Source organism: Actinomyces urinae, assembly GCF_900119695.1.
GTDB classification, from domain to species: Bacteria; Actinomycetota; Actinomycetes; order Actinomycetales; family Actinomycetaceae; genus Gleimia; species Gleimia urinae.
In genome coordinates this window covers 1,454,357-1,469,634 of the sequence record NZ_LT632547.1, presented here as the reverse complement: position 1 = coordinate 1,469,634, position 15,278 = coordinate 1,454,357, and the positions used below count along the sequence as shown (strand labels likewise).

10 protein-coding genes are annotated in these 15,278 nt (G+C 57.1%); 6 read left to right on the top strand and 4 right to left on the bottom strand.

The annotated features are described in order from the left end of the window. Positions 1 to 24: 24 nt before the first annotated feature. Positions 25 to 1,251, bottom strand: a complete 1,227-nt coding sequence (locus tag BQ7114_RS08030; protein ID WP_072344203.1) for a sugar ABC transporter substrate-binding protein — start codon at positions 1,249 to 1,251, stop codon at positions 25 to 27. Positions 1,252 to 1,537: 286 nt separating this feature from the next. Here BQ7114_RS08030 and BQ7114_RS08025 point away from each other — a divergent pair, with 286 nt between their 5' ends. Further along, on the top strand, positions 1,538 to 2,560 hold the full coding sequence (locus BQ7114_RS08025; protein ID WP_072344200.1) for a LacI family DNA-binding transcriptional regulator: 1,023 nt from the start codon (positions 1,538 to 1,540) through the stop codon (positions 2,558 to 2,560). 21 nt (positions 2,561 to 2,581) lie between these two features. Beyond that, entirely contained in the window at positions 2,582 to 4,270 is a 1,689-nt protein-coding gene (locus tag BQ7114_RS08020) for a glycoside hydrolase family 13 protein (protein WP_072344197.1), read from the top strand. 74 nt (positions 4,271 to 4,344) lie between these two features. On the opposite strand, the gene BQ7114_RS08015 is transcribed toward BQ7114_RS08020, so the two are convergent. Then, positions 4,345 to 7,941 (bottom strand): proline dehydrogenase family protein, encoded by a 3,597-nt coding sequence (locus BQ7114_RS08015; protein ID WP_072344194.1) that lies wholly within the window; start codon positions 7,939 to 7,941, stop codon positions 4,345 to 4,347. Between the two features lie 199 nt (positions 7,942 to 8,140). After that, on the bottom strand, positions 8,141 to 9,631 hold the full coding sequence (putP, locus tag BQ7114_RS08010) for a sodium/proline symporter PutP (protein ID WP_072344191.1): 1,491 nt from the start codon (positions 9,629 to 9,631) through the stop codon (positions 8,141 to 8,143). Positions 9,632 to 9,908: 277 nt separating this feature from the next. Here putP and BQ7114_RS08005 point away from each other — a divergent pair, with 277 nt between their 5' ends. The 4 genes from BQ7114_RS08005 to BQ7114_RS07990 are packed head-to-tail and all read left to right on the top strand — an operon-like array spanning position 9,909 to position 14,166. Next, positions 9,909 to 10,766, top strand: a complete 858-nt coding sequence (locus BQ7114_RS08005; RefSeq protein ID WP_072344188.1) for an SAM hydrolase/SAM-dependent halogenase family protein — start codon at positions 9,909 to 9,911, stop codon at positions 10,764 to 10,766. Between the two features lie 43 nt (positions 10,767 to 10,809). Beyond that, entirely contained in the window at positions 10,810 to 11,364 is a 555-nt protein-coding gene (locus tag BQ7114_RS08000; protein ID WP_072344185.1) for an ECF-type riboflavin transporter substrate-binding protein, read from the top strand. A 7-nt stretch (positions 11,365 to 11,371) separates the two neighbouring features. Further along, complete coding sequence (locus BQ7114_RS07995; RefSeq protein ID WP_072344182.1) at positions 11,372 to 13,327, top strand: ABC transporter ATP-binding protein; 1,956 nt, start codon at positions 11,372 to 11,374, stop codon at positions 13,325 to 13,327. A 2-nt stretch (positions 13,328 to 13,329) separates the two neighbouring features. Continuing rightward, positions 13,330 to 14,166: an energy-coupling factor transporter transmembrane component T family protein gene (locus BQ7114_RS07990; protein ID WP_230206014.1), complete on the top strand. Its 837-nt coding sequence runs from the start codon at positions 13,330 to 13,332 to the stop codon at positions 14,164 to 14,166. Positions 14,167 to 14,195: 29 nt separating this feature from the next. On the opposite strand, the gene rlmB is transcribed toward BQ7114_RS07990, so the two are convergent. Continuing rightward, positions 14,196 to 15,167 (bottom strand): 23S rRNA (guanosine(2251)-2'-O)-methyltransferase RlmB, encoded by a 972-nt coding sequence (rlmB, locus tag BQ7114_RS07985; RefSeq protein WP_072344178.1) that lies wholly within the window; start codon positions 15,165 to 15,167, stop codon positions 14,196 to 14,198. Between the last annotated feature and the right edge of the window lie 111 nt (positions 15,168 to 15,278).

The window sequence follows — 15,278 nt, the reverse complement described above, 5'->3', positions numbered from 1 at the left end:
ATCAGCCGCACCTTTTTAAGTGAACTACTTGTCGAGCTCGGCCTGGATGTCAGAAATCATCTTGTTCCAGGTCTCAGCCGGATCGGAGCCGTTCAGGATCTGAGCTTCGGTCTTGCCCCAGAAGTTCCACACAGCACCCATTTCTGGGATGTTCGGCATTGGGTAGCCACCCTCAGATGCTGCCCGGAAGCCAGCCATTAGCGGATCAGCCGCAGCCTTGTCAGCCGAAGCAGTCAGAGCCGGAAGGCGGTTACCGATTGCGAACAGTTCGTCCTGAACTTCCTGCGAACCCACGTAGTTAACGAGGAAATCGTTAGCCAGCAGAGCATTTTCGGACTTAGCCGAGATGAAGCCACCCTGTACGCCGAGGAACGGGACACCCTTGTTCGGGCCTGCAGACGGAATCGGATCAACCGCGATGTTCATGCCCTCAAAGTCGGCGAGCATCCACGGGCCACCCAGAATATAAGGCACCTTGCCGTTCTTGAACGCATCAACAGCAACGTCGTAAGAAATGGAGGGGCTAATGACGCCCTCATTACCCTTTTCCTGCAGCCACTTAGCGAAGGCTTCACCCTCCGCACCACCAATGGAGAGGTTCGAAGTGTAGGAACCGTCAGCGTTCTGCTCAAACACCGGGCCGGTGAAGGAGGACTCGAACGGGTACATGGTGTACGGGTCGCCCTCGTCACCAACCTGGATGACGAACGGGTACTCGGTGCCCGCAGCCTTGCCCTTTTCAATCATTTCGTCAAATGTGGCAGGCGTTGCGTCAACGAGGTCGGCATTGCGAATGATTGCAAGGTTCTCAACCGCATAAGGAACGCCGTAAACCTGGCCGTCAAATGTGAATGCTGCAACGGAACCTTCCGAGAAGTCCCCCGCCTTGTCGCCAAGCTCAACGGGAGCTACGAGGCCGTTGTTCACGAACTCGCCGATCCAGTCGTTAGCACCAAACGCAATGTCCGGGCCCTGACCGGTTGGAACCTGCGTGGAAAACTCGGTGCGCATCTGGTCGTTATCCTTAACAACCAGCTCAACGTTGTTACCAGTAGCGCTCTTGTATGCTTCCGCAGCCTTCTTAAACGCGGCTTCGCGGTTGGCGTCAACCCAAACGGTTAGACCTTGGCCGGTGGACTCTGCCGCTGACCCATCGGTCTCTACCTCTGTGGTACCTGAGCCGCCGCCACATGCGGAAAGCCCAAGAACAGACAGAGCGCCAATTGTTGCTAGTGCAATGCCCCTTCGCATTTTTTCTCCTTGAGATTCAACCTAAAACTGTGTTCGTCATTGTCACACAAGCGATCTAGACACTCCTGATTGTAACGAGCTTTCAGGTATTTGCAAGGGTTTTCAGAGATTCCTGTAAGGAATTGCAATCAAATGGTTATAAAGAGGGGCGAATAGGCGGATTTCTAGACGAACAGATTGAACTATTCTCATTTTTACCGCACCTCATGTAGTGTTTTATGTAACGTGCAAATATTTGCAGACCATTTTCAAACATGATGTAAGAGCAGCCTACAAAGGAGTGGCAATGGCTGAGCGACTGCGCTTATCTGACCTTGCGCAGCAAGCCGGCGTATCCGCCGCAACGGTCTCAAGAGTGCTCAACGGAAAATCAGAGGTTGCCGAAGATACTCGCCAGGCCGTTCTTCGCGCCCTAGACCTCCTCGGATATGAACGCCCAGAAAAGCTGCGAGCCCGCTCCGGCGGACTCATCGGTCTGATCGTTCCAGAGCTCACCAACCCCATTTTCCCGCAGTTCGTGCAACACCTATCCACCGAAATGCTCCGGCAGGGCTACACCCCGCTGTTTGGAACCCAGTTTGCGGCCGGCTCAACCGAGGATTCCCTCGTAGAAGGCATCATGAGTCAAGGCGTTGCCGGCCTGGTATTTGTTTCCGGCCTGCACGCCGACCTCACAGCAAACACGCAGCGCTATCAAAACCTGATCGAAGGTCACATCCCGTTCGTCACAATCAATGGAGCCAACGCCAAGATCGATGCTCCCGACTTCTCCACCGACGACGCGGACGCCATTACTCAGGCCATGCGTCACCTGGTAGGCCTAGGACACAAACACATCGGGTTTGTTTCCGGCCCGCTACGATTCAGTCCGGCGCAGATCAAGTTCGAACGCTACCTCGAATGCGTGGAACAAATGCTACCCGACTGCGCACCTATCCATTCCGAAACGCTCTTCACCGTAGAGGGCGGGCAGGTAGCAGCCAAGGCCGTCCTCGATCAAGGTGCGACCGCGATCATCTGCACCTCGGACATCATGGCGCTTGGAACCATGCGCTACATCGTCGACCAGGGTATGAGCGTTCCCGAGGACGTCTCTATCATCGGCTTTGACGACTCCGCAATGATGCCATTCCTATCCCCCGCGCTTACAACCGTTCGCCAACCCGTGCGCGCCATCAGCGAGGCAGCGGTAGCCACCCTCGTCTCTCGTATCAAACAAACGCCCAACGAAATGACTCTCACAACGTTCAAACCAGAACTGGTGGTACGTGAAACCACCGCTCCGGCCAAGCAGGCCACATCCTCATAAACGAATAGGGCCCCGTGGACCATGCAGATTCTTCACCCGGCAAACACCTCACGCGAATGGTGGCGCGAGGCCGTCATCTACCAGATTTATCCACGCTCCTTTGCTTCCAGCTCCGGGCCGATTGGAGACCTCGCCGGAATCACTTCGCGCCTTGACCACATTGCGAATCTAGGCGCCAACGCTATCTGGATTTCCCCTTTCTACGCGTCCCCACAAAAAGATGGCGGCTACGACGTATCCGATTACCGATCCATTGACCCACTATTTGGAAACTTGGACAACGCTCGCGTCCTAATTGCGCGGGCCCACGAGCTTGGACTTCGCGTAATCGTAGACCTCGTGCCTAACCACACTTCGGACCAACACGAATGGTTCCAAAAGGCTCTTGCGGACGGACCGGACGCGCCAGAGCGTGACCTATATTGGTTCCGCGAGAGCTCTCAAGTGCCCAACGACTGGCTTTCCGTTTTTGGTGGGAAGGCGTGGACGCGCGTGAAAGATCGTGCGGACGCTCCCGGCTCTGCTTGGGAGAACGACGAATCGTGGTATTTGCACCTCTTCGATTCCTCCCAGCCGGACCTCAACTGGGACAACTCGCGGGTGCGCGAAGAGTTTTGCAGTGTCCTGCGGTTCTGGTTGGACCTAGGAGTGGACGGATTTCGCGTAGATGTGGCACACGGCCTCGTAAAAGATCCTGATCTACCAAACTACCAGTACCACTGGGACATGGTTTCGGGCGGCAACATGCTACCCGAGGATGTTCCCGAACCTCCCCAGTGGAACCAGCCGGGCGTACACGACATCTACCGCGAATGGCGGCAGGTGCTGGACGAGTACGAAGGCGACCGGGCGCTAGTTGCCGAGGCGTGGCTAAACAGACCCGAGGACGCGAAGCTCTACGTACGAGCGGATGAGATGAACCAGGCGTTCAACTTCGACTTCCTCACTTCACCTGTGGACGCCGAATCTTACCGTCGGGTGATAGCCCACTCTTTGCAAGAGATGGACACTGTGGGCGCGCCAACCACCTGGGTGCTGTCAAACCACGACGTGGTGCGTGCCGCCTCCCGTTTTGGACTATCCACGACTGGTAAGGGACCTAACGGCATCCGCCCATTTGAAGAGCAACCGGACGCGGAACTAGGGCGGCGCCGCGCCCTTGCCGCTCATGCCCTTCAAGCAGCACTGCCCGGCTCCATGTACATCTACCAGGGCGAAGAATTGTCACTACCCGAACACATGGCCGTGCCCGACGAGCTGCGCGAGGACCCCGCCTTCTACCGCACCCAGGGTCGCGAAGCCGGCCGTGACGGCTGCCGCGTGCCCCTGCCGTGGGAAGCAAACGCCCCAGGCTTTGGGTTCTCTCCCAGCGGCTCCACGTGGCTCCCCCAGCCAGCAAGTTGGAAAACACTTGCCGTGGACGTGCAGAAAGCCGAGGCGTCCTCATCCCTGAACTTCTTCAAGAAAATGTATCGCCTGCGTGAAGATCTAGGACTTGGCCGGGCCGAGCTTCTGGACGCGCAGGAGGCCGATTTGCACTACGTGTCAAGGCTTCCTGGGCGCTCTGACGTGCACATTGTTATGGCGTTTGATGAGGCCGTCGCACTACCCGCGGGCGCACGCATCTTGCTGTCTACCAATGAGGTCACTCCCGCCCAAGTTTCTAGCGAGGAGGCCGCGCCAAACTCGACGGTTTGGTACACGCTATAAGCGTCTGATTTTATGCCAGAGCAAGAGTTTGGGCGACCGCCCCAAGAGGTAGCCGCCCAAACTCCTAGCGCCTACTACACCAACACCTGGGTTGAGAGCGGAGTCTTGTTGCCGAACCGGTGATTCGTGATCGAGACTGCCTGCTCGCGCACGAACGGCAGAATCTCCACGCGACCGCACGTAGTGACTGGCCCATCCCAAATGGCAACGTCAATCGATCCGTCTACTGCGCGGCGCAGCTCGTCGCCGTCCTCGCCAATCATACGGATGCGAATATCAAGATTCTCGCCCACTTCCACCTCAGCTTGAACGCGCTCAGCAAACTGGCGCTTGTTTTCAACGAGGATGTCAACGCCAAGATTGCCCAGCATGATTGACGGATCGGTTGGGAGGAACGTTTCTGTTGACACCGTGAGGTCCATGCCCGTGTATGCTCCGGCCGGAAGTTCGCGGATAAACGAGGTCTCGTCATCCGGATCCACCTTCACGATCTCCCCCAGGGCGATACCTGCGGAGACCGCGCGGAACACCTCGTAGAGAGAGGCGTCCTTGCCCACGCGAATCTGAGCGCCAACGGGCAGGTAGCGCAAGATGTTGCGTTCCACGCCGACCTTCGACGGGTCATGCAACCGGCCAAACTCGGTGTCGATGGCATGCTGGTCGGACTCGACGGCAATCGCGAGGCGCGCGTAATCCTCTTCTGACAGCAGGCGCTTTGCAGATTCTAGGAGCTCGCGTAGCTGCGGTGCCTTCACGTTGGCTTCGTGTTCAACAGCCGGCGGATAGGCGGCGTCACGCTCGCCCTCGGCGGCCGGCTCAACGGGTTTGATATCGCCAAATCCGTACAGGTAGTTCGGGCCTCCCGCCTTGGTGGTTTCGCCCACCGCGGAGCGCTTCCATCCGCCAAACGGCTGGCGCTGCACGATTGCGCCGGTAATACCGCGGTTAACGTACACGTTGCCGGCCTCTACGTTGTTGAGCCAGTAGTTGATCTCATCGGGGTCAAGCGAGTGCAGACCAGCGGTGAGGCCAAAGTCCACCATGTTCTGAGCTTCAATGGCCTCTTCAAGAGTGTCAACGCACATTACGCCAAGGATCGGGCCGAAGTATTCGACCATGTGATACTCAGATCCCGGCTCAACGCCCACGCGCACGCCGGGGCTCCACAGCCTGTTCGTGTCATCAAGGCGACGCGGCTTAAGCACCCACTTTTGCCCTTCATCTAGGGTGGTGAGGCCGGCCAGGAGCTTCTCTCCAGGCTCGGACGACAGTGGCCCCATTTCTGCCGATAGGTCGTCTCCCCAACCGATGTGCAAAGACCTCGCGGCGTCGACCAACTGATTGCGCACGCGCTTGGAAAAGCCGGTTGATCCCACGAGAACCACATACGAGGCTGCCGAGCACTTCTGGCCTGCGTGACCGAACGCGGAGTCGATCACGTCCTTCACAGCGAGGTCAAGATCGGCTGACGGAGTGATCACGATGGCGTTCTTACCTGAGGTCTCCGCCATGATGCGCAAGGTGGGATCCCAAGAGCGGAACATTTCTGCCGTTTCCACACCGCCGGTCAGAACGACGCGGCCAACGCGCTTATCGGTTACTAGCTCGCGGCCCAGCTGGCGTTCACCAACGGAGGCGAGAATGCACGCGGTTTCAGGGATGCCTGCAGCCCAGATACATTCGGCCAACACTGCGCCGGTGCGACGAGCAAGCGAGGCCGGCTTCAAGATGGCTGCAGATCCGGCCGCGAGCGCCGCGATCGTGCCGCCCGCGGGGATAGCGATGGGGAAGTTCCACGGCGGAGTCACAAGGGTGACATCTACCGGTTCGAACTTGGCACCCTGGAGATTCTCAAGGTCAAGGGCGCGCTCTGCATAGTAATGGGCAAAGTCGATAGCTTCAGAAACTTCGACGTCTGCCTGCTGAAGCGATTTACCGAGTTCGGATGCAACCACCTCGATGAGTTCACCGCGACGCTTACCCAGTTCCACACCGACCTTGTGGAGGAGGTCGGAACGTTCCTTAGCGCTGCGTGCCGCCCATTCGCGGCCTCCTTCGACCGCCCGATCGAGCATTTCATTCAGTGCGTCTTCAGTGTCGATTACCGCGGCTTCGATAGTTTCATTACCGAGCTTGGAGTCCTTGATGCGGGCAGTGATGTCACGTGCCCACTGCAGGTTCTCCGGCAGCGAGGGGTCGGAGTCCGGCGTGTTCTTGAACGTCCAACCTCCCGCGGGAGTGGTTACGGGCTTCGCAATGTCTGCGGCCGTTTCCGTGCTGCGGTCCTGGTGGCGGTTCGCACCCACGCGGCGGTCACCTTCGCGCTCCATCTGCTCAACGGCGGCGAGGAAGCGTTTCTTCTCCTTATCGAATGCACCGGGGTCGGTGCCGATATCGAAGATGGAGGCCATGAAGTTTTCATCCGCCGAGTTTTCCTCCAAGCGGCGCACCAGGTAAGAGATTGCCACGTCATACTCGTCCGGGCTTACAACCGGCACGTACAGCAGTAGGTTACCTACGTCCTCGCGGACGGCTGAAGCCTGCTGGGTGGCCATGCCCGAGAGCATTTCGATTTCAATCTGGTCTTGCACGCCGCGCTCGAGGGCGAGCTCCCAAGCCGCTGCAATGGTGAACAAATTGTGTCCGGCAACGCCGAGCTTGACGTTTTGGAGGTGCTCGGGGGTCATCGCCCAGTTGAGGATGCGCAGATAGTTCGCATCGGTGGCCTGCTTAGATTCCCAGGTGGTTAGTTCCCATCCCCGCATAGCGGCGTCAACGCGCTCCATGGCAAGGTTCGCGCCTTTCACCACGCGCACCTTGATGGGCGCCCCACCATTTTCAACGCGCTTTGCTGCCCACGCTTGCAGGTCCTTCATGGCGTTGAGTGTGTCTGGCAGGTAGGCCTGTAGCACGATGCCTGCCGAGTAGTTCTTCATTTCCGGCTGCTCGAGCAGGCGCTTGAACACGTCAATGGTGAGGTGCAGGTCGCGGTACTCTTCCATGTCCAGGTTGATGAACTTGCGGGCAGGGTGCGCGGCGGCGTACCTGTACAGAGGGAGCAGTTCGGTGAACGCGTGATCTACAACGTCGTCGTAACCCCACGGGTTGTGCGGACCGGTTACGGCTGAAACTTTCAGTGAAACGTAGTCGATGTCATCGCGCTCAAGCAAGCGCTTGGTGTCGGCTAGACGCTTCGCGGCCTCCTTGTCCCCCAGAACGGCCTCACCAAGTAGGTTTACGTTCAGCGAGGCGCCGCCTGCTTTGAGACGCTGGATTGCGGGGCCGAGTTTGTCGTCGGTTACATCAACAACGAGGTCGCCTACTAGCTGGCGGAATACGCGTCGTGCGGCCGGCACGGAAACCTCTGGAACAAACTTGCCTACGGTTCCACCGATGAGGGCGGGGGTGCGCAGGTACCAAGGGAGGAAATCCGGGTTCTTCTTACCGGTTTCAGCAAGGTGGTCTGCCGCTACCTGCTGATCTTCGGGCCTCACAACGCCATCGACAAACGAAACGGTGTAGTCAAGGCCGCCCTCATCTTCAAGGACATCGGCAAGGAGCTTTGCGGCCGGATCAATCGGGTATTTGGTTGATCCGTCTGCCCATTTGCGCGCCCGAATGAGCGCCCGTTCTGCGATTTGGGAAAAGTCCGTTGCTTCCGGCGCAGTCATTTGATCTCCTTTGATTGACTTTACGCATGCGAGGCTATGCGAAGGTTTTGCTCTAACTATATTGGGGAATTCTTCTGGTGCACAGGTAAAGCAATGTAGATCTTTTGCGCGGATACTTTTATCCGTTTTAGCGTGCGATACCTGGTGCACACGTGAGCGCAGCCCTTGCACTTTGCAAGAGCTGCGCTACTTGTGTGGATTAGTCTGCCGAGATTCCAGCGAGGGCGTCGTCAAACTCCTTATCGATCTCTCCGTTCGGCTTGTAAGTCATGTTAGAAACAATGACCGCGAACAGGAGGTTCAGAAGGAAGCCGGGCAGGATCTCGTACAGGTCGAAAATGCCACCCGAAACATTGCCCCAGATACCAACCGTGACCGCTCCAGCGATCATGCCGGCGATAGCTCCCTGATAGGTGAACTTGCGCCAGTAGAGCGAAAGCAGAACGGTGGGGCCAAACGAAGCTCCGAATCCGGCCCACGCGAATGCAACGAGGGCGAGGATTGTGTCCGAACGCGGCCACGCGAGAGCTCCAGCCAGAATCGCGATGACTGCCACAACAACGCGGCCCGCGAGCACGCCATCATTGCCCGATAGGTCGCGCTTGGTGAACGCGCGGTAGATGTCCTCAACAACCGCAGAAGACGTGACCAGCAGCTGTGAAGAAATGGTAGACATGATTGCGGCGAGGATAGCGGCAAGCATGAAGCCTGCGATAAGCGGGTGCATTAGGAGCTGGCCGAGCGAAATAAATACCGACTCGGGGTTAGCCAGCTGGGCCTCGTCGTGCTTGTACACTGCCACACCCACGAGGGCAGTCATGCCGGCGCCAATAACTGCAAGTAACATCCAGCCGATGCCGATGCGGCGAGCGGCAGCAGATTCTTTCGCGGAGCGAAGGGCCATGAAGCGCACGATGATGTGGGGCTGGCCGAAGTATCCGAGGCCCCAAGCAAGCGCTGAGATGATGCCCATCGCGGCCGCGCTCGCCGCAGCCCCACCGGCGAGGGAGAAGATAGCGGGATCAACCTCGTTGATGGCGCTAACCATGTTGGAGAAGCCGCCCACGTGCACGATGCCAACGATTGGAACAAGGACGAGCGCAGTGACCATCATGAGGCCCTGCACCACGTCCGTCCACGACACGGCAAGGAAGCCTCCGATTAGCGTGTAGAGCACGACGATTGCAGAAACAATGACAAGGCCGAGGTGGTAGTTCATGCCGAATGACGCTTCGAAGAAGGCGCCGCCAGCCACCATGCCGGACGAGACGTAAAACGTGAAGAAAACGAAAATGATAATGCCCGCAACGACGCGGATAAGGTGCGAGCGGTCGCGTAGACGATGGCCAAGGAATGAGGGAACGGTAATAGAATCGGACGCCACCTGCGAGTAGGAGCGTAGGCGCGGCGCCACGAATTTCCAGTTAAGCCAGGCACCGATGGTTAGACCAACCGCGATCCAGCCTTCGATGAGACCGTTCAGGTAGATAGCTCCAGGAAGGCCCATGAGCAGCCAGCCGGACATGTCGGATGCACCGGCGGATAGGGCCGCGGCTGTTGGGCCGAGTTTGCGACCACCGAGCATGTAATCGTCAAAATCACTCGTTCGGTTGTAGGCAAGCAGGCCGATCATGATCATAGCTACGAGGTAGATGATCATGGCGATTGCCTGATATGTCGTCGTCGACATGCGGGTATCCTCCTTCTGGGCGTTTTCAGTGAACCTAACACTCGCGACGAAGAACCTCGATGTCAAGGCTCGTTATCTTTTCGTGACATTTGGCTCTCTGTTGATCTCACGTTTCGGTCACTTTTAAGAAATTGGCGTTATAACAGGACATTTGCACACAAATGCGCTTCTAGAGCACTGCGTGACGCTACGCGTCCATTATGAGATCGCGTGAAGCTACTGTCCGGGTATGCACGTATGATGGACCCGTTCCGAGATCCCTAGGTTCAGGAAACCCATGAAGCCCCTAATTTTGCAGTCTGACTTCGGATATTCAGATGGTGCCGTGTCAGCCATGCACGGCGTGGCGTACGGCGTGGATTCGAGTCTTCCCATCGAAGACCTAACTCATAACATTCCTCCTTACGACGTGTGGGAGGGATCTTGTAGGCTCGCACAAACTCTTATTTACTGGCCCGCAGGTTCGGTGTTTGTTTCGGTTGTGGATCCCGGCGTTGGCTCGGACCGCCTGTCCGTGGTGGCAAAAACCAAGTCTGGGCATTTCATCGTGACACCTGACAACGGGACGCTGACCCACATTGCTGTTACGTACGGTTTGGATGAACTTCGCGAGATTGACGAGTCTGTTAACCGACTGCCAGGCTCGGGCCACTCCTACACGTTCCACGGGCGTGACATCTACGCGTACACGGGCGCTCGGCTAGCATCGGGCAGAATCACGTTCGAGGAGGTCGGCCCCTCCCTAGATGTTGAGAAGGCCATCAAGTTGCCCGTCATGGAGCCGAAAATTGAACAGTACAAGGCCTTCGGCACTATTGACACGCACGACGTTCGATACGGGTCGCTTTGGACAAACATTCCTCGCGAGCTATTCCTTGAACTTGGCGTAAAAATGGGCGAGTACGTCCGCGTACACATTGAAAACCAGCACGGGGACGTCTATTCAGCTCCGCTTAAGTACGTGCGCTCGTTTGCGGATGTGTCGGTTGGTGAACCGCTCATTTACACGAACTCCTTGGACAACATGGCTATCGCGATTAACCGCGGTTCGTTCGCAATGGCCTACTCGGTTGGGCAGGGAACGCAATGGAAGGTGGATTTCGAGTATCCGCTAAATGACGCGCCCCTCGCCTAATCTCCTAATCCCGTTCAGTACAAATACAAGTAGAAGGAAAACAATGATTAATAAGACTTCGCCAACCACTGCTGTGGTAGCTACGGGTATTGGCGCGGCCCTCTTCTTCGTGCTCGGCCGTTTTCTTGTAATCCCAACGCCGATTCCGAACACGACCATTAACATCCAATACGCGCTTCTGGCCGTGTTCGCGCTGCTTTACGGCCCGGTGGTTGCCGGCCTTATGGGACTGATTGGGCACTTCCTGATCGACGTCACCTCGTACGGCCCCTGGTGGTCTTGGATCGTAGCATCGGCAATTGCGGGCGTGATCATGGGCCTAATGATGCTGAAAGATAACGTGCAGGACAGCCCAATGAACAGTGGCGGCATGGTACGTTTCAACGTTGCCGTGGTGGTAGCACACGCCGTGTCGTGGGGTATCGTAGCCCCGCTTTTGGACATCTTGTTCTACTCTGAGCCGGCCTCGAAGGTGTTCACTCAGGGAGCGGTCGCTGGTGTTTCTAACATCCTCACCACCGCTATCATTGGCTCCTTGATTGTGATTGCCTACGCGAAGACCCGCACTTCTGCCGGCTCGCTTGCGGAAAAGGAATAAGCCAGCTGTGACTGAGTTTCATTCGAATGGGGCGGGCCCAAGCACCGACAGTGCGGCAAGCGCTGCGGGCACTCAGGCTCGCCCCGCGAATGACGCCTCCACAAAGTCCACCCCTCACTTAGGCTCGGAAGCCTCCTTTTCGCAGGGCCAACCGACCTCGTCAGGTACTGCGCCTGAACCCATCATCGAGTTTCGCGATTTCACTTTTCAGTATCGCGCGCAATCCTCGCCCACCCTTCGGGGTATCAATCTGACGATCAACCGGGGTGAGAAGGTTGCGATTGTAGGCCAGTCTGGTTCTGGGAAGTCCACACTGGCACATGTCATCAACGGGCTCATCCCCTACCGCTTCCCCGGGGAGTATTCCGGCACGGTGAGGGTTGCCGGCATTGACCCAACACAAACTCCCCTGCATGAGCTTTCTAAAATCGTGGGCACCGTACTGCAGGATCCCGATGGCCAGTTCATTGGACTAACAGTTGCAGAAGACATTGCTTTCTCTCTGGAAAACGATCTGGTGGAGCAAGGCCAGATGCATTCGCGGGTGCAACAGGCGGCTTCCGTCGTTGGCATTGGGAACCGCCTAGAGGCCTCCCCTCAAGACTTGTCAGGCGGCCAAAAGCAGCGCGTATCCATGGCCAGCGTGCTTGTAGACGACGTGCAGATTCTGCTTTTTGATGAGCCTCTTGCCTCCCTAGACCCTGCTTCTGGCCAGCAGGCGATTGAGACGATTGATGCGTTACACCAGCGCCCACCCGAGGGCGCAACCGTCATCATCATCGAACACCGTTTAGAGGACGTTCTGCACCGGCATGTGGATCGCATAATTGTTGTAGATCGCGGCCAGATCGTAGCGGACGGTACGCCGAACGAAATTATTGCTTCGCGAGTACTGACCGATCACGGGATTCGCGAACCGCTCTACATTACGGCTCTGCGCATGGCCGGCCACAACGTCACGGCCGCGGACCAACCTGAGTCTGTACGCTCCGTTCACATTCCAGATAATGCGCGGGCTGAGCTCTTGCAGTGGGCGCGTGAACCACGCAAGACTCCGCGCAAGCCCGACCCGATTTTGAAGCTGGAGAACATCAATTTCGGGATTAACGAAGTTGAAATAATCAAAGGGGTTTCAACCGAGATTTACCGCGGCGAGGTAGTTGCTATCTGCGGCACCAATGGCGCGGGCAAGTCCACTCTGGCCAAACTCATTTGCGGTTTTGAAGAGCCAGATTCTGGTCGCATCTACCTAGATGACGAGGACATCACTGACTCTCCCATTACCCGCCGCGGCCGCCGAATCGGGTTTGTCATTCAAAACCCCAATCAGATGATTTCGAAAACCCTTATCATTGAAGAGGTTTCCCTGGCCCTGCAAGGCCTCGATATTTCTGCCGAAGAGAAGAAGCGGCGCGTTGAGCAAGCGCTTCGCACGTGCGGCCTGTGGGCGTATCGGGAATGGCCTATATCTGCGCTATCTTACGGGCAACGCAAGCGCGTCACGATCGCGTCGGTGATGGTTACAACTCCAGAAATCATCATTTTAGATGAGCCCACAGCCGGGCAAGACTGGGCGCACTACACCGAAATCATGGAGTTCCTAAAGGGTTTGAACAACGCTGGCATCACGATTGTGCTGATTACCCACGACATGCACCTGGCGCTCGAATATACCGAGCGCACACTCGTCATGTCTGATGGCAAGGTGATAGCCGCTCGTTCTTCCGCCTCCGTGCTAGCAGACCCCGAACTAGCCCACGCGGCGTCACTGCGCACCACCTCGCTGTATGATCTGGCTGTTCGAATCGGAGCGCAGCAGGGTCTCCTCGACAGCGCCAACGAGCGCTCCGGCGCGAAGGCAGAAAGCACGCTTGACCCAACCGCGTTCATCGAACAGTTCATTGTGCGCGAAAACGAGTGGCGCGAAGTAGTGCTCGCTAAACACTTGGGAACGGGGCGATAACAGTGGCTGAAAGAACTGCCGTTTTAGGTTATATTCCCCGCGAATCGTTTATGCATTCCCTAACGGGGACCACAAAGCTCATCATGATGATCAACGCCTCCATCGCGGCGATGCTGGGGTTTGATACGCGCTTCTTAGTACTGATGGTGTTCGTGTCCGTGTTCTTGTGGATCTCTTCAAAAATTGAGCTGTCAAAACTGAAGATCGTGCTGTGGTTCATTTTTGTCCTCATGATTTTGAACAACCTCATGATTTTCGTCTTCGCCCCGCAGTACGGCACCGAGATTTATGGGACAAGCACGCCGCTTTGGCATTTGACTAACCGTTACACGTTTACGGCGGAGCAACTGTTTTACCAGTTGAACGTGACGCTGAAGTATTTCGCGGTACTACCCGTAGCACTGCTGTTCATTGTCACCACGTCCCCATCCGAGTTCGCTTCGTCGCTCAACCGAATCGGAGTTCCCTACCGCGCTTCCTATTCGGTTGCATTAGCGTTGCGTTACATTCCGGACGTTCAGCGCGAGTACCGCGAGATTTCTCAAGCCCAGCAAGCTCGCGGGATCGACACGTCCAAAGATGTCTCATTCGGCACGCGGGTCAAAAACAGCGCGTCCATCCTGTTCCCCCTATTACTGTCCTCCCTGGAACGCATTGAAACGATTTCTACCGCGATGGAGCTACGCGGGTTTGGTAAGCACAAGACGCGCACGTGGTACACCACTCGCCCGCTACTTGTCCGCGACTGGGTAGCCATCGCACTTTCTGTAGCCTTGCTTGCCCTGGCCGCCTGGCTCATTACCGTTAATGGAGGACGGTTCTACAACCCGTTCATCTAGGGGCCGACCACTCCGATTGCAAACTGTGCTTAGCCCTGCGTGGCTCGTTTTTGTGAAATCTCGTAGAGCGCGATGCCGGTCGCGACAGCGGCGTTGAGAGATTCAACTGCGGAGCTGATCGGGATAGACACGATTTGGTCGCAGGTTTCACGCACCAGGCGGGACAGTCCCTTACCTTCCGCTCCGGTGACTACAACGAGTGGTTCGTTTGCTAGTTCAACGTCGCGCAGACTTACGTCTGCCCCACCATCGAGGCCGATGACGAAGCATCCTGCCTCTTTTAATGCGCGTAGCGACTGTACGAGGTTTGTTTCGCGCGCAACGGGCACTCGCGAAACTGCGCCAGCAGACACCTTCCACACGGTTGCGTTCACCGAGGCGCTACGCCTTTCGGTGATTAGCACACCGGTAGCGCCAAATGCGCCGCCCGAACGCAGTACGGCACCAAGGTTGTGCGGATCGGTTACCTGATCCAGAGCGATGATAAGCGGGGTTTTGAAGTCGTCTTGTGCAATATCAAGAAGGTCAGCTGCGGCTACATATTCGTATTCGGGTACTTCAATTCCGATGCCCTGATGTGCGGTTTCGCCGGACGCGTTTTCTAGGTCTCGGCGCGTGCATTCCATTATGGAAGCGCCCTGGGTGGACGCGGCGCGGAGAACGCTGGCAATGCGCTCGTCGGTGGGGTCACTGGCGATGAACACGCGGATGATTTCGATGCCCGACTCGACGGCCTCCCACACGGGATTGCGTCCCACGATGAGTTCGTGTCCGCGAGCGATCTTAATGGAGGTGCGGTTACGGTGTGCTTCGCGCTGACGTTGCTTAGCCAGCTCGGCCTCGCGCTCCTGCTTGCGTTTGTACGCTACATGGTATTCGCGGTCTTCAGCCTTCGGGGTTGGGCCTTTTCCGCGTAGTCCGCGCCGACGCTGACCGCCACTTCCCTTGGTTGGACCTTTGCCTGCACGCTTGCGTCCGCGCGCGCCGCCATCAACCGCCATGATTACCTGCCTTTGCTTAATTTACTGGCGCCCATTCTACAGGCAGTTCTGACCTTACTGGCAGCGTGTCCGACAGAATCCCGTGGCGAATAATACTAATGGCATTGCTAG